Raw genomic sequence first — 19,607 nt, forward strand, 5'->3', positions numbered from 1 at the left:
TGTATTGTTTTTTTAGTTAAGATTACAAAAATAGTAATTTCAAGTTTTAGAACGGATAATTTATACCAATATTTATTACCGATTTAGAGAAATTGAGTTCTTTAAACCATTTTTCATTTACTTCTTTAGATGGATTGTAGGTTTTAAATCCTAAATCTAATCTAACAACAAATAATCCTTGATCGTATCTAAGTCCAAATCCTGTTCCTAAAGCCAATTCTTCTAATGATTTTAATCCTTTAAATTTGAATGATTCTTCTTCTACATCGTCAAAAATATTCCAAATATTTCCTGCATCGGCAAAAATTGAACCATTAAATTTTTCAAAAATATTAAATCGTAATTCGGCATTAAATGATAGTTTTAAATTGGCTTCATTAAAATCATTTATTCCACCACTTTTTCCTGGACCAAGACTGTACGGTTGCCAAGCTCGGTTATCATTTGATCCACCAGAAAAATAACTTCTAGAAAATGGTACACTTTTAGAATTTCCGTACGGAATTGCAATTCCCGAAAAACTTCTAACAGCCAAAACTTTCTTACCAGATAAATCCCAATGTTTTATATATTCGAATTCTGTTTTTATATATTGCGAAAATTCTACTTCAAATATAGTATTTGCGCCACCTTGATTTTGCAATTGTTTGGATGCTCTTGCTAGAATAGAAAGTACATTTCCTGCCGATTCTACTTTGGTTTTGATGGAATAAAAATTATTATCAGTAAGTCCTTTATTTGTGGTTTTTGTAAAACTTAAACTTGAGGCAAAAATTAAATTATTTTCTGTTAGTCTTTTCTTTCTTTCTTCAATACTTCTTACAGTTTTTATATTATTTTCGTTAGTAGAAAGATTTTGATTTAAAATAGCATTAATAAAACCATTGGTTCCTTCTTCAATTGAAAGCTTATTATCTACAAAATAATTAGTATTTACTCCAGGAGTATTAATTGCAATAGAGTTTAAAGCATTAAAAGAAGATTGATAAATATTAAAATAATTACTAACGTTAACATTTTTTACAAATTGAATATTAAAAATATCAAATCTAAAAGAAGTATTTTTAGTTGGTAACCAATTGTAAGTAAATGAACTAGTAAAGTTTTGTTTGTCTAATCCAATATTTCTTTGCTTGGCAAAACCAACAGCAATTGTTGTAGTAGGAAGCATTGTTTTTGGAATAATTTTATCTGTATTAAACGGAAAAAATATCCTAGGAAAATTTAATCTAGAATCGATACCAACTTCCGAAATATTGAAAAAATTATTGTTAGGATTAGCTAAATCTCTTGATGCTCCAACATTTCCTCTAAAACCTACATCAAAAGTTTCTGCGCCATTAAAAACATTTCTAATTGCTAAAGAAACATTTCCAGATATACCAAAATCTTGAATATTAGAATGCGTAAAATCTACTGATGGATTAAATGTATATTTTGCTCTTGGTGTTAAAAAAATACTTGCAATTAAAGAGTTTGCGTTTTTTGGATCAATTTTATATTGAATAGTTGGATAATTAAACACTTTTAAATTGCTTAGATATTTAGTAGTTAAAGTAGAATTATTGTCTGAATATAAGCTTCCTTTAGTAACAAAAACAGCATCTGTAATTGATTTTGGACGGTATTTTAATTTTTGCTCACTGTATAAAGTGAAATTGTTATACTCAACACTATCTTTTATTTTAACATCATTTTTATTGGGCGAGTAATCAGTGTAGATGTTAACTTTACTAATTCTGTATAATTTAAATGGTGCAGTTTTAGCGGTGTCATTTTCTCTGTATGATAAGTCTTTTATAATTAATTCTACATTTGTTTTTTTGTTACTTCCAATTGTATCAAGATTATAAGAAATATAATTGGGTTGAAATAAAAATGCACCATTATTTCTAAATTCGTTAGTAATTCTAATTCTTTCTTGGTTTAAATCTTCTGTTTTATATTGATTTTTAGATTTTATAAACGAATTTTTTTCTCTAGTTTTATACAACGAATCTAAAACTGGAGTTGCAATTGAGGTTTTTATGGTGTCAATAATAAATGCTTTTCCTAAAACTACATTGTACTTTAATTTTATTTTTTTTATTGTAGATGTGTCTTTAGTGTAAGAAGTTTTTGCATCAAAATAACCATTATTATAATAGTAAGATTGCAATCTTTTTAATGATTTTTTTGTACTTATGGAGTCAAAAATTACTGGTTTTTCTCCTGTTTTCATTAAAAAATTATTAAAACCAGATATTACAAATGATTTTCCCAATCTATCAACTTGTTTTTCTGATAATAAATTAGTTAATGATTTTTTAGTTTTTTCATTTTTATCTAACCATACATGATAATTAGAATCGGCTTTTTGTTTAGCTAAGTTGTAAAGATTTAAACGCAATCTGTAACCAAGTATTGAAGTATTTGGTTTTTGATACAATTGATTTATTACATTTTCATTGTTGTTTTTCTTATTATCAACTATAATTTCATTTTTTATTAGTAATTTTTTGTCTTCACCAACACGTTTAGTTGTGTTACAAGCAACAATTATCAGTGCAATTAAAATAAATAGTGATATTTTTGTGAAGCGTTTTTTCAATGGATGCAAAATTTAATTCAAAAATACATTTATTTTATGGTTAGTAAAAACCAAATAAAGTTAATTACTAGTTTACAGCAAAAAAAATTTAGACAAGTTCATAAATTGTTTATTGCCGAAGGTGCAAAAGTGATTGAAGAATTACTGAATTCTAATTTTGAGTTGCATTATTTGTATCAAACAGAATTGATTTTTATAAATGTAAGTCAAGATAAATTTGAAATAATTTCTGAGCAAGATTTAAAAAAAATAACTGCATTAACAACTCCTAATAATTGCTTGGCATTGTTTAAAATTCCGGTTTCAAATGTTGTATTTGCCAATGATTTAACTTTAGTTCTTGATGATATTCGTGATCCTGGAAATCTTGGAACTATTATAAGGTTGTGCGATTGGTTTGGTATAAAACAACTTGTATGTTCAACTCAAACGGTTGATATTTATAATCCTAAAGTGATACAAGCAACCATGGGTTCTATTTCTAGAGTTTCAATTTCTTACCAAAATTTAGAAGATTTTTTATCTAAAAATACGATGCCAGTTTATGGAACTTTTATGGATGGAAAAAATATATATGGCGAAAAGTTAATTGAAAAATCAGTTTTAATCTTAGGAAACGAAGCAAATGGAATTTCACCAAGTATAGAAAAATATGTAACTAATAGTATTGCAATTCCTAGATTTGGAAATTTACAAATAACAGAAAGTTTAAATGTTGCAACTGCAACAGCAATATTTCTTAGTGAATTTAAGAGAAAACCTTAATGAAAAGTAAAATTAATAAAAATTGCTCTAGTTTTTAAAGCATCAATATTGCTTGTCCAAGGACTGTTTGGGTCATTATCTTGAATAATTTCGTCGTTAATACCAAAAACGCCTCTTATTGATGGAGAGAATTTAAAATATTCTGTATATAAATCTATTCCAAAACCTAGTTCGTAATTGGTTGTCCAAGGTTTAACTCTAAAACGTTGTTGTAAATTATCGTCTACAGATTTAGAATTACTTGATAAATTTAAAGTTGCAGATGCGCCACCAAGTAAATACGGACGAATGTTTCCAAGTCTTTTAGATGAAAATTTTAACAGTAGCGGAAAATGAATATAAGTTGATTTTATTTCTCTTTCTGCGTCCAATTGTTTTGTAAAACCAAAGTAGGTAAGGTTTCGTTGTGTATTGTATAAACCTGGTTCAAAACGTAAATTAATGTATTCATGTAATCTTAAATCGGCAACTACACCAACATTAAACCCTGAAGTTCCATTTACAACTATATCTTTTTGTGGTGTGTTGAAATAATCTATTTTAAAATCATAACTATTAAATCCTAAATAAAAACCAAAATACATTTTTTGTTTGTCAAAATTTTCTAGATTTATAATTGGGTCTTTACTAAAAATTCCTTTTGATTGCGCATTGTTATGCAAGGAAAACAGTATGATTATGATGCAAATTATTTTTTTCATATTGATGTGAACAATTTCTATATTTTACTTTTTGGATGCTGTATATATTGTTGCAACTCCAAATGTTTGTGGCATAGCTTCCACATCTATAAACCCAATTTTATGTAAAATATTGTTTAATACTTCGCCAAATGGAAAAACCGAAGCCGATTCTGATAAATATCCATAAGCGACATTGTCTTTAGAGAATAATTTTCCTATAACTGGAAGTATGTTTTTGGTATAAAATTTATATCCTTGTTTGTATGGTGTTTTAGTTGGATTGGAAGTTTCTAGAATTACAAAAATTCCGTTTGGTTTTAACACACGAAGTATTTCTGCAAGTCCTTTATCTAATGTTTCAAAATTTCTAATTCCGAACGATACGGTTATAGCATCGAAATGATTGTCTGGAAAAGGCATATTTTCTGAATCGCCAACTATCATTTCTATTTTATTTTCTAGTTTTTTGTCTAGAATTTTCTTTTTTCCAACTTCTAGCATTCCAGATGAAATGTCTAGTCCTATTATTTTTGTGGCGTTGGTTTGTGCCATTAGTATTGCTAAATCGCCTGTTCCTGTTGCAATATCTAGAATATTGTTTGGATTTCTTGCTGCTACAAGATTAAGTACTTTTCTACGCCATTTTATGTCTATTCCAAATGATATTACTCGGTTTAATCCATCGTAATTTCCAGAAATGGTATCGAACATTTGGGTTACTTGTTCTTTTTTTCCTAAGGTTGAATCTTTGTAAGGCGTTATGTTTTTAGACATTTTAGTTTTGCAATTTTTTTGTGGTGCAAAAATACAAAATTTGTTTGCAATTATAATAGTAATAAAGAATTTGAATTTAGTGCTACGAAAAATTTCTAGTCCTGATGCTAAAATTGTTTGAGCTCTTCTTTTCGTTTTTTTAACGAAAAGAAAGCGAGTTTTTGCAGCAGGAAAATGGATTGCTAAAATGCCCAAGCCATTCGCTACTTATATTCATCTGCACAAGTTTTAAACAAAAATTACTTTTTAACGAAGGTTTGAAAAGTGTAATTGAAATTGTGTTTTTCATCTTTGGAATGATGTTCTTCGAAAATTAATTTCCATTCTAATAAATTAATTTCTGGAAAAAACGCGTCGGCTTCGCAGGTTGTGTGAACTCTTGTAAGTTCAATTTTATCTGTAATATTGATGGATTGCTTGTAAATTTCGGCACCACCAATTATGTAAGTATCTTGGTTTTTGGGAACTTTATTTAATGCTTCTTCAAGTGAATTTACAATAATGCAACCTTCGGCTTTATAATTTTTATTTCTTGTAATGATAACATGAGTGCGGTTTGGCAAAGGTTTTGGAAAACTTTCGAACGTTTTTCTACCCAAAATTATATAATGTCCAGAGGTTATTTCTTTAAATCTTTTAAAGTCGTTGGGTAAATGCCACACTAGTTTATTGTCTTTTCCTAGTGCATTATTTTCTGCTGCTGCAGCAATTTGAATAATCATTTATTGAGTTTTAACTTGATTTTCGACGTCGTTTTTTAGTTTTTCTATTTTGGTTTCTTGCATAGAAACTAGTCGGTTTATTTGTTCTCGTTCCCAGTTTTTGTTCATAAAACTATCGGTTATAAATACTTTTATAAAATGCAAAATAAAAATAAATAACCAAGCAGTAATTGCCCAAATGTACCAATTTGTTGGTTCGCCAATATTTAATAATTTATTGGCTACGAATAAAAAAATACCTCCAAGAAACAGTAAAACAAAGTGAAAATAGAGTGATTTTTTTTGTTTAATTCTTCTACGTGCGTATTCGTACATTTCGTGTTGTTCTGTTTCCATAGCGATAGAATTTTATTATAAAAGTGTTCTATTGTTTTAAAATTCAAAAATAGTGATTTGATTTTATATATCGTGAAAACGTTTTCATATTTATTTTATTTAAATTAAATGACTAATTAATAAGAAATTACCTTTTTTTTGGGTAAGTTTTTGCTAAACTAATAATTCTTTATTTGAATTTTAAAGTATGCAAAATATTACTTTACTTTGTGCCATTAATCTAAATATTAAATAGTTATGGCAGTTAAGAAACAATTTATAAAAACAAAACCAGTTTGTAAAGTAACTTTCTCATTGGAAGCTAAAGAGGCAAACAGTGTAGCAGTTGTTGGAGATTTTAACAATTGGAATCCAGAAGTTGGCGAATTATCTAAATTAAAAAACGGAACTTTTAAAGGTGCTTTTGATGTTACAAAAGACAATTCATTTGAATACAAATATATTGTTGATGGTGCTTATTTTAACGAAGTTGAAGCCGATAGTTACCGTTGGAATGAATTTGCTGGAGCAGAAAATAGCGTTCTAGAAGTGTAGTTAACTTTACTTAAAAAGGTAAAAAATCCGTTTTTCTTTATTGATTAACGGATTTTTTTATTGATGTAACTCACCAATTGAGTTTCTATAAACGAAGAAGTTTTAACTGAAACTTGTATTGTTTTTATTTTTTCAATTTCAGTTTTAGAATGTGCTTTTTCATTATACCATTTTGCTAATGGAACGTTTCCTAGATTGTTTTTCCAAGAAGATATTTTGTTATCTGCAATTGTTTTCCATTCAATGTTATCAAAAGTATTGTCTATTTTAGCTACAAAATTTACAACTTTATTTTGATTGTTTGTTATTGGAATTAAAAATTCTGACCAACTGTGATTGCCATCAGAAAACACTTTTCCTTTTATATTTAAAGTTTCTAGCAAACTTACAAATGCCATTTCTCTTTCGCTACACCAACCAAATGTGCTAAATTCTCCTAAACTTGGTGTTTTATATTTTGGATTTTCAAGAAGCAGTTCGCTTAAAAATAGATATGGTGTTCTGTCAATATCTGCAAATGATTTATATTTAGAAAATGATGCTGGAGATTTAACATCACTCAATTTTTGATTGGTTTCTAATAAAATAATTGAATGTCTCGGATTTGGATTTGTCCAATGCCAAAAATATGGTATGTTTAAAATTTCGCCTCTTGAACCATTTTGTGCAGACGAACTTGTAAAAAGTTTATGAAGAATTTCTAAAGTATAAAATTTTCTAATTGTTATTAAATCGGTAGTTTTTAAATTATGGTTTTCACAGATTTCTTCAAATTGTGTTACATCAATTGTTTTAAAGTCTTTGTAATGGTTGTCAATTAATTGTGTGAAAAATTCTGGAGTTGTGGTTACTTTATAATTGAAAGTTTCAATTTTTATTTCAGTTTTTTTTACATCGATATCTTTACAAGAAAAGAAAGAAATTATTGAAAGTAGAAAAAGTAATTTTATAATTTTCATAGATATACATTTATAATATAACATGAAATTTCTCGAAATAGTATAGAATGAAAATAAATTTTTGCCAAAAAAAATGCCTCAATTTCTTGAGACATTTTATATAATTCATTTCAATTCTTATTTAATAGAATCTAATTTTGCTTGTACTTCTGCATCTGTTCCTTCAAAGTTTAATACTTTTTCAGTTCCGTTTTCATTAGTAGTAACTTTAGCTTTAGTAACTCCATTACTTATAGATTTTTCGATCATAATTTTTCTAGAAATTTCTTCTTTTGCTTCAGTTGCATTCATAAATTTACAAGTTGTGCTTTTACAACCTTTTTCCATGCACTCTTCTTTGCTCATAGAATTGCAAGTCATATCTTCTGTACAACCCATTTTTGCACATTCTTCTTTGCTCATTTTTGCACATTTTTCTGGCATTACACAACAAGAAGCCATTGCATTTGCAGAAGCAGTATCAGTATGAACTCCACTTCCTAAAATTGGAGCAATTACTAATCCAATTAAACAAGTAAGTTTTATTAATATGTTCATTGATGGTCCAGAAGTATCTTTAAATGGATCTCCAACTGTATCTCCAGTTACTGCAGCTTTGTGAGCATCAGAACCTTTGTACGTCATTTCACCATTAATCATAACTCCAGCTTCAAAAGATTTTTTTGCATTATCCCAAGCGCCACCAGCATTGTTTTGAAAAACTGCCCAAAGTACACCCGAAACGGTAACTCCGGCCATATATCCACCTAACATTTCTGCTATTAATTGGTTGTTGTCTCCGTAAACTAATTTTCCTAAAAGTACAATTGCAATTGGAAAACCTATTGTTAAAATTCCAGGTAACATCATTTCACGTAATGCAGCTTTTGTTGAAATATCTACACATTTAGCATACTCTGGTTTTCCAGTTCCTTCCATAATACCCGGAATTTCTTTAAATTGACGACGTACTTCATATACCATATCCATTGCAGCTTTTCCTACTGAATTCATTGCTAAAGCAGAGAAAACTACAGGTATCATTCCACCAACGAATAACATTGCTAAAACTGGTGCTTTAAAAATATTAATTCCGTCAATTCCTGTAAAAGTTACATAAGCAGCAAATAATGCTAACGAAGTCAATGCAGCCGAAGCTATTGCAAAACCTTTTCCTGTAGCGGCAGTTGTGTTACCAACTGAATCTAAAATATCTGTTCTTGTACGAACTTCTTTAGGTAATTCACTCATTTCGGCAATTCCACCAGCGTTATCAGAAATTGGTCCGAAAGCGTCAATTGCTAATTGCATTGCCGTAGTTGCCATCATTGCCGAAGCTGCAAGTGCAACTCCATAAAATCCTGCAAAAGCATAAGAACTCCAAATTGCAGCAGCAAATAATAATACTGTTGGAAACGTTGAAATCATTCCTGTCGCTAAACCAGCAATTACGTTAGTTCCTGCTCCAGTTGATGATTTTTGTACAATTGCCAAAACTGGTTTTGTACCTAAACCTGTATAATATTCGGTTACTGATGAAATAACACCACCAACAACTAAACCAACGATTGTTGCATAAAAAACTCTCATTGAAGAAATATCTTTCAATCCTTCACCAAAGAATTCCATTTTCATAGTTTCTGGCAACATGAATTTTACTAAAATATAACAAGAAATTGCAGTTAAAACAATAGAAACCCAGTTTCCAATGTTTAACGCACCTTGAACTTGTTTTTCTTTAGCGTCATTATCTTTAATTTTAACTAATAGTGTTCCAATTATAGAAAATATAATTCCGAAACCAGCAATTGACATTGGTAATAAAATTGGACCAATTCCGCCAAAAGCATCTTCAATTCTTCCACCCATATCTTTAATAACGTAGTTACCAAGAACCATTGCTGCAAGAACTGTTGCTACGTAAGAACCAAATAAATCTGCTCCCATTCCGGCAACATCACCAACGTTGTCACCAACATTATCTGCAATTGTAGCAGGATTTCTTGGATCATCTTCTGGAATTCCAGCTTCTACTTTACCAACTAAATCTGCTCCAACATCGGCAGCTTTTGTATAAATTCCACCACCAACTCTTGCAAATAGAGCAATAGATTCTGCTCCAAGAGAGAAACCAGCAAGTGTTTCAAGAACGATAGTCATGTCTTCGGTTGAAGTCCAAACACCTTTCATGAAAAATTGGAATAATAATATAAAGAAACCTGTTAAACCAAGAACTGCTAAACCAGCAACTCCTAATCCCATTACTGTTCCACCACCAAAAGAAACTTTTAGTGCTTGTGGTAAACTAGTACGAGCAGCTTGCGTTGTTCTAACATTGGTTTTAGTTGCAATTTTCATTCCCATATTTCCAGCTAATGCTGAGAAAAATGCTCCGAAAATAAAAGCTACTACTATTAATATGTGTGTTGTTGGAACTACAAATGAAATTCCAGCTAAAACTATACTTGCTAATACTACAAATATTGCTAATAATCGGTATTCTGCTTTTAAGAAAGCCAATGCACCTTCGTAAATGTAATCTGAAATTTCTTTCATTTTACCATCTCCAGCATCTTGTTTTAAAACCCAACTTCTTTTGGCAGCCATAAATAGCAAACCGATAATTGCCATAACTATTGGCACATAAATCATCATTGATTCCATAAATATAATTTTGTTATAAATTTTATCGCGTGCAAAAATAACAAATTTTTAAGAACTATTGCAAATTGATTGGTTTTATAAAAAACAATTACAAAATTTGTTTGAAGAAGCTTTAAATTTAATTATTTGATTGAGCTAAATTAATTTTAAATCTTACCTCTCTTTTTTAAATAATAATGCCAAATGGTATAAGATGCAAAGGTTCTAAATGGTTTCCAATTATTAGAAAGTAGTTCCATTTCTTCAATTGTTTGGCAATTGTACAATTCTTTTAAAGTGTTTTTAATTGCAATGTCTCCAAGTGGAATAATATCTGGAGATTGGAGGCAAAACATTAAATAAACTTCAATACTCCAATTGCCAACGCCTTTTATTTTTATTAACTCGGCTCGAATTTGAGTTTCTGTTTTTAAGGAAAAGCTTGCAAAATCTATTTCATTAGTAATAACTTTGATTGCTAAATCTTTTAAATAAATAATTTTTTGACGAGAAATACCACATTTTTTTAGTTCTTCGTCTGTTGCATTTAAAATATTTATTGGATTTATTTCTATAAAGTAACTTTGTAGTTTATTGTAACAAGCTTGAGCAGAAGCAATAGAAACTTGTTGTTCTAGAATGATATGACACATGGATGCAAATCCTTCTTCTCTTTTTTGAATGACAGGATTTCCAAAATTCTCTAGAATATGAAGTAATGTTTGGTCTTTTTTGGATAGATATTTTATTGCTTCTTTCATAAGAATAATGTGTATTAGCCCAAGTGGTAATGAAAAGCAATTTATATAAAAATGGCAAATTTTGTTGAAGTAAAAAAGCGACCATAGAAGCTCTTTTTACTTTTTACAAAATTGCCATTTTTATATAAATTCTTGAAATGGACGATTGGAAATAGCTTTAAATTAAAAATAAAATCCAAATGCTCCTTTAATTGCAAAGTTACTTGCGTCTTGAATATCGCGGTAATTTCCTCTCCAACTAAAGTCTAAACGAAATACTTTAAAAATATTTCCTATTCCTGCACTGTATTCATAGTATGGTTTTGTTGGTGAATTATAAACTAATCCTGACGCATTTATAAGTTTGTTTTGGTCAGAAATTGTTCCGTAAACGGTTCTAATGCCTATTATTTCTCTCCAATTTAGTTTTCTCATAAACGGAACTCGTGAAAATATTTTACCGTTAAAATTATGTTCCCAAACTAGTGTTGCATATTCATCTGCTACAAATTCGTAGAAGTTTAAATTGCTAAAAGTGTTACCAATTATAAAATAGGTTTGATTTCCTGGAATTACACTTAGTAATCCTAACGGAATTTTGCCAAATGTTTTACCCAATTCCATTGTTAAATTTGTTCTTCCAAGTGGTCCAATAACTATAGGTTGTTTGTAATATAATTGTACTTTTTGATAATCGAAATCGCTATTCATTAACCCTTTAAAACCTTGACTATAATTTACAAAAAACCTGCTGTATGGACTGTCTACCGGTAATCTTTCTACACCATAACCTACATTTTTCATTCCTGGTGTAAATTCTAATTGAATGTTGGCTTCGCTTTGTTTTACATCGCTTTTTGTTGTTGTTAAAGTAGCATCTGTAAAGTAATCTAAGCTAAAAGTTGATGATGCAGATTCTAATGTTCTATAGGAAAACCCAGTTAGAATTCTAAAATTTTTAACAGGTTCAATTTCTAATGCAACTGTAGATAAATTTATATTGGTCAATTTACCATTACTGCCAGATGTAAATAGTGCTGATGATGCGTAACTTCTACCCAAAACGTCGTTAGTTGTGGTTAAACTGGCTCCAATTTGTTCTACATCGCGACGATTTCCTCCAGAAATTATTATTCTATTTTTTTTGTCAATCATCCATTTTCCAGACAATCCATATTTGAATTTATCATCTTTAAATCCATAAGCGGTGTAACCTTGTAATCGCCAAATATCGTTTTTTCCAAAATAGGTTCTTCCTCCAACTCGCAATCGAATTCCTTCCACTTCATTAGTTCCTACAGATGAAAATATTGGTCCGTAATCAAAGTTTTTAAACTCAACATAACCACTTCCTAAAATGGATGCAAAACTATAAAGTCGCTTAAATTTCTTGACTGTTTTTAGTGTGTCAAGCATTTTATAAACTCCAGCTTCGTCTTTATTGAGCTTTTCAAATCTATTTTCTTCCCAATATTGATCGCTACGTTGATAGACTTCATTGTCTATATAATTGACTTCATTTTTATAAAATTTTTCTGGTTTTTCATCATCAAATTTATGATTTCTGTATAAAGAGGTTCGTTTGCCATAAACACCTTTCGATTTTTCTTTTTTATTTAAAGCAAAATCTGTCATCATTTGATCTCTAGTTAATAGAAAAACCGAATCACTAACTACTTCAAAATCTTGCTCAATATAAATTTCTTTTACCCAGTTAATATTGGCACTTTTAGAAACCGACATATTGATGTTTTTAATTGCATAAGTGGAATCGTTTACCCAAAAATCACCTTTAAAAGTGAGTTCGTTTTTTCTTCTTGGATAGAAAATAATATTGTAACACCATTTGTTATCAATATATGAACTGTCTGACAAAACATAATTATAAACGTCAATTCCTGTTGTTGATAAAGGACTTGTAAAACTTTTGTCAAAAAATGTTAAGTAATTATCATAAATATTGTAATCGTTATATAAATCTTTTATAAAAGTGTTAATTCCATCGCCATTGGTTAATCCAGAGTTTTTATTGGCTTTTATAGTTTCCTTGTTTTTCTTAAATTTATTATCACCATAAACATCATATAATGACTCATTTATAAATATTGGTAGATATGTTTTTCCTGTAATTTTAGAAGTATCTACTTTATCAAATACAAATTCCATTCCTTTAAAAATCTTGCTTTTCATAAAAGCACTATCAATTGTATTTAAATCAAATTCTACTTTTTCATATTTTTCATACTGATATTGAGCAAACATTTTAAGTCCGTTTTTACGTTTACGTTCCCAAATTTTTCTAAGAATATCCAATGCTGGATTATTTTTTTTAGAAGTTTTACCGTTATAAATAACAACTTCTTTTAGCATTTCTTCACTTTCCATTACAATTTTCATATCGTAAGTAACTGGTTTTAGTAACTCAACTTCATTATTGGCAAAACCCACAAAAGCTATTACAATTGCATTGTAAGTAACTTGAGATTCCATATAAAATCTTCCGTTTTCATCGGTTACAATTCCTTCATTAGAACCTTTAAAAACTATATTTGCATAAGCAACGGGTTGATTTTTTTTGTCAATTACAATACCACTAATTTTTGTTTGTCCAAATAAAGAACTTCCAAATAATAAAAATGTTAGGGCAAGAAAAAATATATTTTTATTCATATATAGTAATAGTTATTTATAAAAAAAAAGTCACGACAAAGCGTGACTTCAAATATAATAGATTATATTATTTGTACATTACTTTTTTAACAGCTTTAACAACTTCGCTAGCATTTGGCAACCATTCTTTTAATAAAGTTGGAGAATATGGCGCTGGTGTATCGGCAGTTGTAATTCTTTGAATTGGTGCATCAAGAAAATCGAATGCTTTATTTTGAACCATATAGGTAATTTCAGAAGCTACACTTGCAAAAGGCCAAGCTTCTTCAAGCACTACAAGTCGATTTGTTTTTTTAACTGATGTTAAAATACAATCATAATCCATTGGGCGAACGGTCCTTAAATCGATAATTTCACAAGATATTCCTTCTTTAGCCAATTCATCTGCAGCGATAAATGCTTCTTTTATTATTTTTCCAAAAGAAACTATGGTTACATCTGTACCTTCTCTTTTAATATCGGCAACACCAAGCGGAATAATATAATCTTCTTCTGGAACTTCTCCTTTGTCGCCATACATTTGTTCGCTTTCCATAAAAATAACAGGATCGTTATCTCTAATTGCAGCTTTTAATAAACCTTTGGCATCATAAACTGTGCTTGGTACAACTACTTTTAATCCTGGAGTATTGGCAAACCAGTTTTCAAATGCTTGAGAATGTGTTGCTCCAAGTTGTCCTGCAGAAGCTGTTGGTCCACGAAAAACCATTGGCATAGGAAATTGTCCTGCACTCATTTGACGCATTTTGGCAGCATTATTTATAATTTGGTCAATTCCAACCAATGAAAAGTTAAATGTCATGTATTCTACTATTGGACGACATCCATTCATTGCAGATCCAACTGCAATTCCAGCATAACCAAGTTCTGCAATTGGAGTATCAATTACTCTTTTTGGACCAAATTCGTCAAGCATTCCTTTTGATGCTTTGTATGCACCATTATATTCGGCAACTTCTTCACCCATTAAATATACAGATTCGTCGCGACGCATTTCTTCACTCATTGCCTCACAAATTGCTTCTCTAAATTGTATCGTTCTCATATTGTATAACTTTTTTTGTCATCCCGAGCGCAGTCGAGGGAAATTTTGAATGGCAAAAATAAAAATTAAAAATGACATTAAAACATATTACTTGTAAATAATCACTTGCCTTTTCTTACTTTTAGTATTCAACAAAAGTTAAATATTTACTATCCCAATTTACATTTGCTACGAAATCGATATAATACTGATAAAATTTATAAAAATTATATGCGCGCATACTAAAATTAGAAATATATTTTATACTTTTACAATCTGAAAAAATCTTTTAAAAAATAAATAATGAAAATATTAGTTTGCATCAGTCACGTTCCTGATACTACTTCCAAAATTAACTTTGTAAATGGCGATTCAGAGTTTGATACCAATGGTGTTCAATATGTTATTAATCCAAATGATGAGTTTGGACTAACAAGAGCTATTTGGTTTCAAGAACAACAAGGAGCAAATGTTACTGTTGTAAATGTTGGAACTCCAGATACAGAACCAACGTTAAGAAAAGCATTGGCAATTGGAGCAAACGAAGCAATTCGTGTAAACGCAGCAGCAACTGACGGTTTTTATGTTGCAAAACAACTAGCCGAAGTTATAAAAACAGGAAGTTATGATTTAATCATTTGCGGAAAAGAATCATTAGATTATAATGGCGGAATGGTTCCAGGAATGTTAGCAGGATTATTAGGTTACAATTTTGTAAATTCATGTACCGAACTTACTGTTGATGGAACATCTGCAAAAGCATCAAGAGAAATTGATGGAGGAAAAGAACTTATTGCAACCTCATTACCATTAATTGTTGGAGGTCAAAAAGGTCTTGTAGAAGAAAAAGATTTACGAATTCCAAACATGAGAGGAATTATGACAGCAAGAACTAAGGTTTTAACTGTTTTAGAACCAGTTGATGCGTCAGTAGAAACTAAAGCTGTAAAATTTGAAAAACCAGCACCAAAATCGGTAGTAAAATTATTTTCTGCAGACGATTTGGATGGACTTGTAAATGCTTTACATAACGAAGCAAAGGTAATTTAGTTTCGCGTTTCAAGTTTTTGGGTTTCGAGTTTTAGAACTAAACTTGTAAACTTATAAACTTTATTTAAACTTTAAACAAAAATAATTATGTCATTATTAATATACGCAGAATCTGCAGAAGGAAAATTAAAAAAAGTAGCTTTCGAATTGGCTTCTTATGCTAAAAAAGTAGCTGAATCACTTGGCACAACTGTAACAGCAGTTACTATAAACGCTACAGATGTTTCAGAATTATCTACATATGGTGTTGACAAAGTTTTGAAAGTAACTAACGATAAACTAACCAATTTCACGGCTAAAGCTTTCGCCGATGTTATAAAACAAGCAGCACAAAAAGAAAATGCCAAAGTAATTGTACTTTCTTCAACAACAGACAGTTTATATCTTGCGCCACTTGTTGCCGTTGGTTTAGAAGCTGGATTTGCATCTAATGTTGTTGGTTTACCAATTTCAACTTCGCCTTTTCAGGTAAAAAGAACAGCATTTTCTAATAAAGCTTTCAACACAACCGAAATTTCAACTGATGTAAAAGTACTTTCAATTGGAAAAAATTCTTTCGGATTAGTAGAAAATTCTTCAACATTAACTCAAGAAGATTTTGCTCCAACATTAAATGAAGACGATTTCTCGGTAAAAGTAATTTCTGTAGAAAAAGCATCAGGAAAAGTAACAATTGCCGATGCAGACGTTGTAGTTTCTGGTGGTCGTGGATTAAAAGGTCCAGAAAATTGGGGATTAATAGAAGATTTAGCATCAGTACTTGGCGCAGCAACCGCTTGCTCTAAACCAGTTTCTGATTTAGGTTGGCGTCCTCACAGTGAGCACGTTGGGCAAACAGGAAAACCAGTTGCAACCAATTTATACATTGCAGTAGGAATTTCTGGCGCCATTCAACACATTGCTGGAGTAAATTCGTCAAAAGTAAAAGTAGTAATAAATGCTGATGCCGATGCGCCATTTTTTAAAGTTGCTGATTATGGAATAGTTGGTGATGCATTTGATATTTTGCCAAGATTAACAGCAAAATTAAAAGAATTTAAAGCACAACAGAATTAAAATTTAAAGTTTACTTTTTTAAATTTATAATAAAAGCTATCTAAAATTAATTTTTAGGTAGCTTATTTTTTTTAGAAGCAAAAGTTTTTTGTTTCTTTGCGATGGTAATTCCTGCTATACGCTAAATTTTTTAACCTGTCAGGTTTTTAAAACCTGACAGGTTAAAAAGATACCGCTTCTATCAGGGCTAATTGTCCGATTGTATTGAATTTTAATTCACTTTTCAATAAGAAAATGTAAAAGATTCAACACTATTTAATTAATAAAAATATTTTTTTTATCTCAGCAATTTTGCGAGTTTAAAAAAAAGCTTTGTGACTTTGCGCCTTTGTGGCAAAACAAAATAATATGAGTTTAGTAAAACTAACAATAAAAGGAATTTCTTATAGTCAAACCCAAAACGGTGCTTATGCATTAATTTTGAACGAAGTTGATGGCGAAAGAAAATTACCAATAGTAATTGGAGCATTCGAAGCACAATCTATAGCAATAGCTTTAGAAAAAGAAATAAAACCACCAAGACCATTAACCCACGATTTATTTAAAAGTTTTGCAGATAGATTTGATATTGTAGTAAAACAAGTAATAATTCACAAGTTGGTCGATGGCGTTTTCTACTCAAGTATCATTTGCGAAAGAGACAAAATAGAAGAAATTATAGATGCACGAACATCAGATGCAATTGCATTAGCACTTCGATTTGCTGCACCAATTTTTACCTATAAAAACATTCTCGATAAAGCCGGAATTTATTTAAACGCCAATCCAAACGATATAGAAAATCAAAATGCTGATGATGAAGGCGTACTTTCAACTCCAGAAACATTTGGAATAGAAAATGACGACACAACTTCTAAAAACGATTATAAAAAATTTAGCTTAATAGAGTTGCACGAGTTTCTAGAAATGGCTGTACAAGAAGAAGATTATGAAAAAGCAGCACGAATTCGTGATGAAATTTCTAAAAGAGAATCGTAAGAAAGTACTCAGTGTTCAGTATTCAGTTTTCAGTATTCAGTTTTCAGTTGTAGCTATCAGTAAAAAATTAGAATATTAAAACTTTAAACAATTTTAAACACATAACTTTTTAACATTTTTAAACACTTAAACTCTTTTTAAACTTTTAAACAATTTTAAACTCTTAAACTTTTTCTCTTGAAACAATACCACGATTTAGTAAAACACGTTTTAGAAAACGGAACACAAAAAGGCGATAGAACTGGTACAGGAACTAAAAGTGTTTTTGGCTATCAAATGCGTTTCGATTTAGCCGATGGTTTTCCAATGGTAACAACCAAAAAGTTACACCTAAAATCTATAATCTACGAATTGCTTTGGTTTTTAAAAGGCGATACCAATATTGGTTATTTAAAAGAAAATGGAGTACGAATTTGGGACGAATGGGCAAATGAAAATGGCGATTTAGGTCCAGTTTATGGTCATCAATGGCGCAACTGGAACAGTGAAGAGATAGACCAAATTACCGAATTAATTGAAACTTTAAAAACAAATCAAAACAGCAGACGAATGTTAGTTTCTGCTTGGAATCCATCAGTTTTACCCGATACAACTAAATCATTTGCAGAAAATATAGAAAACGGAAAAGTAGCTTTGCCACCATGTCACGCATTTTTTCAATTTTATGTTTCAGAAGGAAAATTATCATGTCAATTATACCAAAGAAGTGCAGATATTTTTCTTGGCGTACCATTTAATATTGCTTCTTATGCTTTGTTTACAATGATGATTGCGCAAGTTTGTAATTTACAAGTTGGCGAATTTATACACACATTTGGCGATGCACACATTTACAACAATCATTTTGAGCAACTTGAATTACAATTATCTAGAGATATAAAGCCATTACCAAAAATGATTTTAAATCCAGCAATAAAAAACATTTTCGATTTTACATTTGAAGATTTTAAACTTGAAGGTTATGATCCACATCCATTAATTAAAGGAGTTGTTGCAGTTTAAAAATGCTTTTATGAAAAAAACTATCTTATTCTTTCTATTTTTTACAAAAGTGCTTTTTGCACAAGAATCAAATGATAAAATTATTTATTTAGATTCATTGGAAAGAGAAACTATCGCTGAAAATTATTTTTATAAAAAAGTAATTAAAGATTATTCATTGGAAAAATTAGAATATAAGTTTTTTAAATACTATAAATCTGGAAGCGTTTATCAAGAAGGATTTATTGATAAAAAAGAAAGCGGAAAATTAAATAAAGAAATTCTAACTTACTTTAAAAATGGAAACAAAGAAGACTCAACATTCTTTATAGATGGAAAACCTTTTGGAAAGGTAGAAAAATGGTATGAAAATGGAAATAAAAGAGAGGTTGGAGAATTTACAATTGAAGAATGGGAAACTGGAAAATCTTATAAAATAGTTCAATTTTGGGATGAAAATAATAATCAGTTAGTTGTTGATGGAAATGGTTTTTATAATAATTCGGTTAAAAAAAGTAAAGATTCTGGAGCTATAAAAAATGGCTATAAAAATGGTGTTTGGACAGGTGAATCAACTTTAAATCAAGTTAGTTATGTTGAATCTTATGATGAAGGAAAATTTATTTCTGGTGTAATCACGGATAAAGAAGGAAATAAAATTAGTTATTTAATTGTTGAGCAAAAACCTGAACCAAAAAAAGGAATTACTCATTTTTATAAATTTATTGGTGGTAATTTTAACTATACAATCGAATCTATACAATTAAAAATTAAGGGTAAAATTTTAATTGAATTTGTTATTGATGCAACAGGTAAAATTGTAGAACCAAAAATTATTAAAGGTTTAGGTTATGGTTTAGATCAAGAAGCTATTCGTGTACTATTAAAATATGAAAATTGGATTCCAGGAAAACAAAGAGGATTAAATGTTAGAGTCAAATATACTATACCTATAACTTTACAAGGTTATTAAATAAAAAAATCCTTGAAGTATAATTTTAGGACTTTTTAGTAAAATAAATTTTAAAAGCATAACTGGTTTAGTAGTCTCGTCATTTGGGACGAGATGAATAGTTTTCTACATTTCGTGATAGCTTTTTTGCTTCAAGGTATTTAGTGTTTA

17 protein-coding genes are annotated in these 19,607 nt (G+C 29.6%); 7 read left to right on the forward strand and 10 right to left on the reverse strand.

The annotated features are described in order from the left end of the window. Window positions 1-46: 46 nt before the first annotated feature. Window positions 47-2,590, reverse strand: coding sequence for a BamA/TamA family outer membrane protein (locus tag ACH2BC_RS10255; RefSeq protein WP_395053905.1), 2,544 nt, complete (start codon window positions 2,588-2,590; stop codon window positions 47-49). Between the two features lie 36 nt (window positions 2,591-2,626). Here ACH2BC_RS10255 and ACH2BC_RS10260 point away from each other — a divergent pair, with 36 nt between their 5' ends. Next, window positions 2,627-3,355: an RNA methyltransferase gene (locus ACH2BC_RS10260; protein ID WP_395053906.1), complete on the forward strand. Its 729-nt coding sequence runs from the start codon at window positions 2,627-2,629 to the stop codon at window positions 3,353-3,355. On the opposite strand, the gene ACH2BC_RS10265 is transcribed toward ACH2BC_RS10260, so the two are convergent. From ACH2BC_RS10265 to ACH2BC_RS10280, 4 genes are all read right to left on the reverse strand, one after another. Beyond that, window positions 3,352-4,056, reverse strand: coding sequence for a porin family protein (locus ACH2BC_RS10265; RefSeq protein ID WP_395053907.1), 705 nt, complete (start codon window positions 4,054-4,056; stop codon window positions 3,352-3,354). The genes ACH2BC_RS10260 and ACH2BC_RS10265 overlap by 4 nt on opposite strands. Before the next feature lie 24 nt (window positions 4,057-4,080). Further along, a complete protein-coding gene (ubiE, locus tag ACH2BC_RS10270; protein WP_395053908.1) occupies window positions 4,081-4,812 on the reverse strand; it encodes a bifunctional demethylmenaquinone methyltransferase/2-methoxy-6-polyprenyl-1,4-benzoquinol methylase UbiE in 732 nt (243 codons plus the stop codon). Between the two features lie 239 nt (window positions 4,813-5,051). Continuing rightward, window positions 5,052-5,534, reverse strand: coding sequence for a dihydrofolate reductase (locus ACH2BC_RS10275; RefSeq protein WP_395053909.1), 483 nt, complete (start codon window positions 5,532-5,534; stop codon window positions 5,052-5,054). Continuing rightward, window positions 5,535-5,870 (reverse strand): 2TM domain-containing protein, encoded by a 336-nt coding sequence (locus tag ACH2BC_RS10280; protein WP_395053910.1) that lies wholly within the window; start codon window positions 5,868-5,870, stop codon window positions 5,535-5,537. It lies immediately after the preceding gene. A gap of 237 nt (window positions 5,871-6,107) precedes the next feature. Between ACH2BC_RS10280 and ACH2BC_RS10285 the strand changes: the two genes are divergently transcribed. Next, entirely contained in the window at window positions 6,108-6,404 is a 297-nt protein-coding gene (locus tag ACH2BC_RS10285; protein ID WP_395053911.1) for an isoamylase early set domain-containing protein, read from the forward strand. 44 nt (window positions 6,405-6,448) lie between these two features. On the opposite strand, the gene ACH2BC_RS10290 is transcribed toward ACH2BC_RS10285, so the two are convergent. The 5 genes from ACH2BC_RS10290 to ACH2BC_RS10310 form a co-directional block, all read right to left on the reverse strand. After that, window positions 6,449-7,363, reverse strand: a complete 915-nt coding sequence (locus tag ACH2BC_RS10290; protein WP_395053912.1) for a hypothetical protein — start codon at window positions 7,361-7,363, stop codon at window positions 6,449-6,451. Between the two features lie 117 nt (window positions 7,364-7,480). Beyond that, window positions 7,481-10,006, reverse strand: coding sequence for a sodium-translocating pyrophosphatase (locus tag ACH2BC_RS10295; protein ID WP_395053913.1), 2,526 nt, complete (start codon window positions 10,004-10,006; stop codon window positions 7,481-7,483). A 146-nt stretch (window positions 10,007-10,152) separates the two neighbouring features. Then, the gene (locus ACH2BC_RS10300) at window positions 10,153-10,746 is read right to left on the reverse strand and encodes a DNA-3-methyladenine glycosylase family protein (protein ID WP_395053914.1); all 594 of its coding nucleotides are present in this window, start codon (window positions 10,744-10,746) and stop codon (window positions 10,153-10,155) included. Window positions 10,747-10,908: 162 nt separating this feature from the next. Next, window positions 10,909-13,395, reverse strand: coding sequence for a DUF5686 family protein (locus ACH2BC_RS10305; protein ID WP_395053915.1), 2,487 nt, complete (start codon window positions 13,393-13,395; stop codon window positions 10,909-10,911). 67 nt (window positions 13,396-13,462) lie between these two features. Next, complete coding sequence (locus ACH2BC_RS10310) at window positions 13,463-14,440, reverse strand: pyruvate dehydrogenase complex E1 component subunit beta (RefSeq protein ID WP_395053916.1); 978 nt, start codon at window positions 14,438-14,440, stop codon at window positions 13,463-13,465. 282 nt (window positions 14,441-14,722) lie between these two features. Between ACH2BC_RS10310 and ACH2BC_RS10315 the strand changes: the two genes are divergently transcribed. The 5 genes from ACH2BC_RS10315 to ACH2BC_RS10335 all read left to right on the forward strand — a co-directional run bounded on the left by ACH2BC_RS10315 (window position 14,723) and on the right by ACH2BC_RS10335 (window position 19,457). After that, window positions 14,723-15,469 carry an electron transfer flavoprotein subunit beta/FixA family protein gene (locus ACH2BC_RS10315; RefSeq protein ID WP_395053917.1) on the forward strand — a complete coding sequence of 249 codons (747 nt, stop codon included), beginning with the start codon at window positions 14,723-14,725 and terminating at the stop codon, window positions 15,467-15,469. Window positions 15,470-15,556: 87 nt separating this feature from the next. Beyond that, window positions 15,557-16,525 (forward strand): electron transfer flavoprotein subunit alpha/FixB family protein, encoded by a 969-nt coding sequence (locus tag ACH2BC_RS10320; protein WP_395053918.1) that lies wholly within the window; start codon window positions 15,557-15,559, stop codon window positions 16,523-16,525. Between the two features lie 348 nt (window positions 16,526-16,873). Continuing rightward, window positions 16,874-17,503 (forward strand): bifunctional nuclease domain-containing protein, encoded by a 630-nt coding sequence (locus ACH2BC_RS10325; RefSeq protein ID WP_395053919.1) that lies wholly within the window; start codon window positions 16,874-16,876, stop codon window positions 17,501-17,503. A gap of 177 nt (window positions 17,504-17,680) precedes the next feature. After that, a complete protein-coding gene (locus ACH2BC_RS10330) occupies window positions 17,681-18,505 on the forward strand; it encodes a thymidylate synthase (protein WP_395053920.1) in 825 nt (274 codons plus the stop codon). A gap of 10 nt (window positions 18,506-18,515) precedes the next feature. Next, the gene (locus tag ACH2BC_RS10335; RefSeq protein ID WP_395053921.1) at window positions 18,516-19,457 is read left to right on the forward strand and encodes an energy transducer TonB; all 942 of its coding nucleotides are present in this window, start codon (window positions 18,516-18,518) and stop codon (window positions 19,455-19,457) included. Window positions 19,458-19,607 lie beyond the last annotated feature (150 nt).

It is taken from the genome of Flavobacterium sp. (assembly GCF_043760115.1).
Classification (GTDB): Bacteria; Bacteroidota; Bacteroidia; order Flavobacteriales; family Flavobacteriaceae; genus Flavobacterium.

What these genes read in the sequence shown, in the direction of transcription:
- ACH2BC_RS10260 (WP_395053906.1), top strand. Translation starts at nt 2,627, where the DNA reads ATGGTTAGTAAAAACCAAATAAAGTTAATTACTAGTTTACAGCAAAAA.
- ACH2BC_RS10265 (WP_395053907.1), bottom strand. Translation starts at nt 4,056, where the DNA reads ATGAAAAAAATAATTTGCATCATAATCATACTGTTTTCCTTGCATAAC.
- ubiE (WP_395053908.1), bottom strand. Translation starts at nt 4,812, where the DNA reads ATGTCTAAAAACATAACGCCTTACAAAGATTCAACCTTAGGAAAAAAA.
- ACH2BC_RS10275 (WP_395053909.1), bottom strand. Translation starts at nt 5,534, where the DNA reads ATGATTATTCAAATTGCTGCAGCAGCAGAAAATAATGCACTAGGAAAA.
- ACH2BC_RS10280 (WP_395053910.1), bottom strand. Translation starts at nt 5,870, where the DNA reads ATGGAAACAGAACAACACGAAATGTACGAATACGCACGTAGAAGAATT.
- ACH2BC_RS10285 (WP_395053911.1), top strand. Translation starts at nt 6,108, where the DNA reads ATGGCAGTTAAGAAACAATTTATAAAAACAAAACCAGTTTGTAAAGTA.
- ACH2BC_RS10290 (WP_395053912.1), bottom strand. Translation starts at nt 7,363, where the DNA reads ATGAAAATTATAAAATTACTTTTTCTACTTTCAATAATTTCTTTCTTT.
- ACH2BC_RS10295 (WP_395053913.1), bottom strand. Translation starts at nt 10,006, where the DNA reads ATGGAATCAATGATGATTTATGTGCCAATAGTTATGGCAATTATCGGT.
- ACH2BC_RS10300 (WP_395053914.1), bottom strand. Translation starts at nt 10,746, where the DNA reads ATGAAAGAAGCAATAAAATATCTATCCAAAAAAGACCAAACATTACTT.
- ACH2BC_RS10305 (WP_395053915.1), bottom strand. Translation starts at nt 13,395, where the DNA reads ATGAATAAAAATATATTTTTTCTTGCCCTAACATTTTTATTATTTGGA.
- ACH2BC_RS10310 (WP_395053916.1), bottom strand. Translation starts at nt 14,440, where the DNA reads ATGAGAACGATACAATTTAGAGAAGCAATTTGTGAGGCAATGAGTGAA.
- ACH2BC_RS10315 (WP_395053917.1), top strand. Translation starts at nt 14,723, where the DNA reads ATGAAAATATTAGTTTGCATCAGTCACGTTCCTGATACTACTTCCAAA.
- ACH2BC_RS10320 (WP_395053918.1), top strand. Translation starts at nt 15,557, where the DNA reads ATGTCATTATTAATATACGCAGAATCTGCAGAAGGAAAATTAAAAAAA.
- ACH2BC_RS10325 (WP_395053919.1), top strand. Translation starts at nt 16,874, where the DNA reads ATGAGTTTAGTAAAACTAACAATAAAAGGAATTTCTTATAGTCAAACC.
- ACH2BC_RS10335 (WP_395053921.1), top strand. Translation starts at nt 18,516, where the DNA reads ATGAAAAAAACTATCTTATTCTTTCTATTTTTTACAAAAGTGCTTTTT.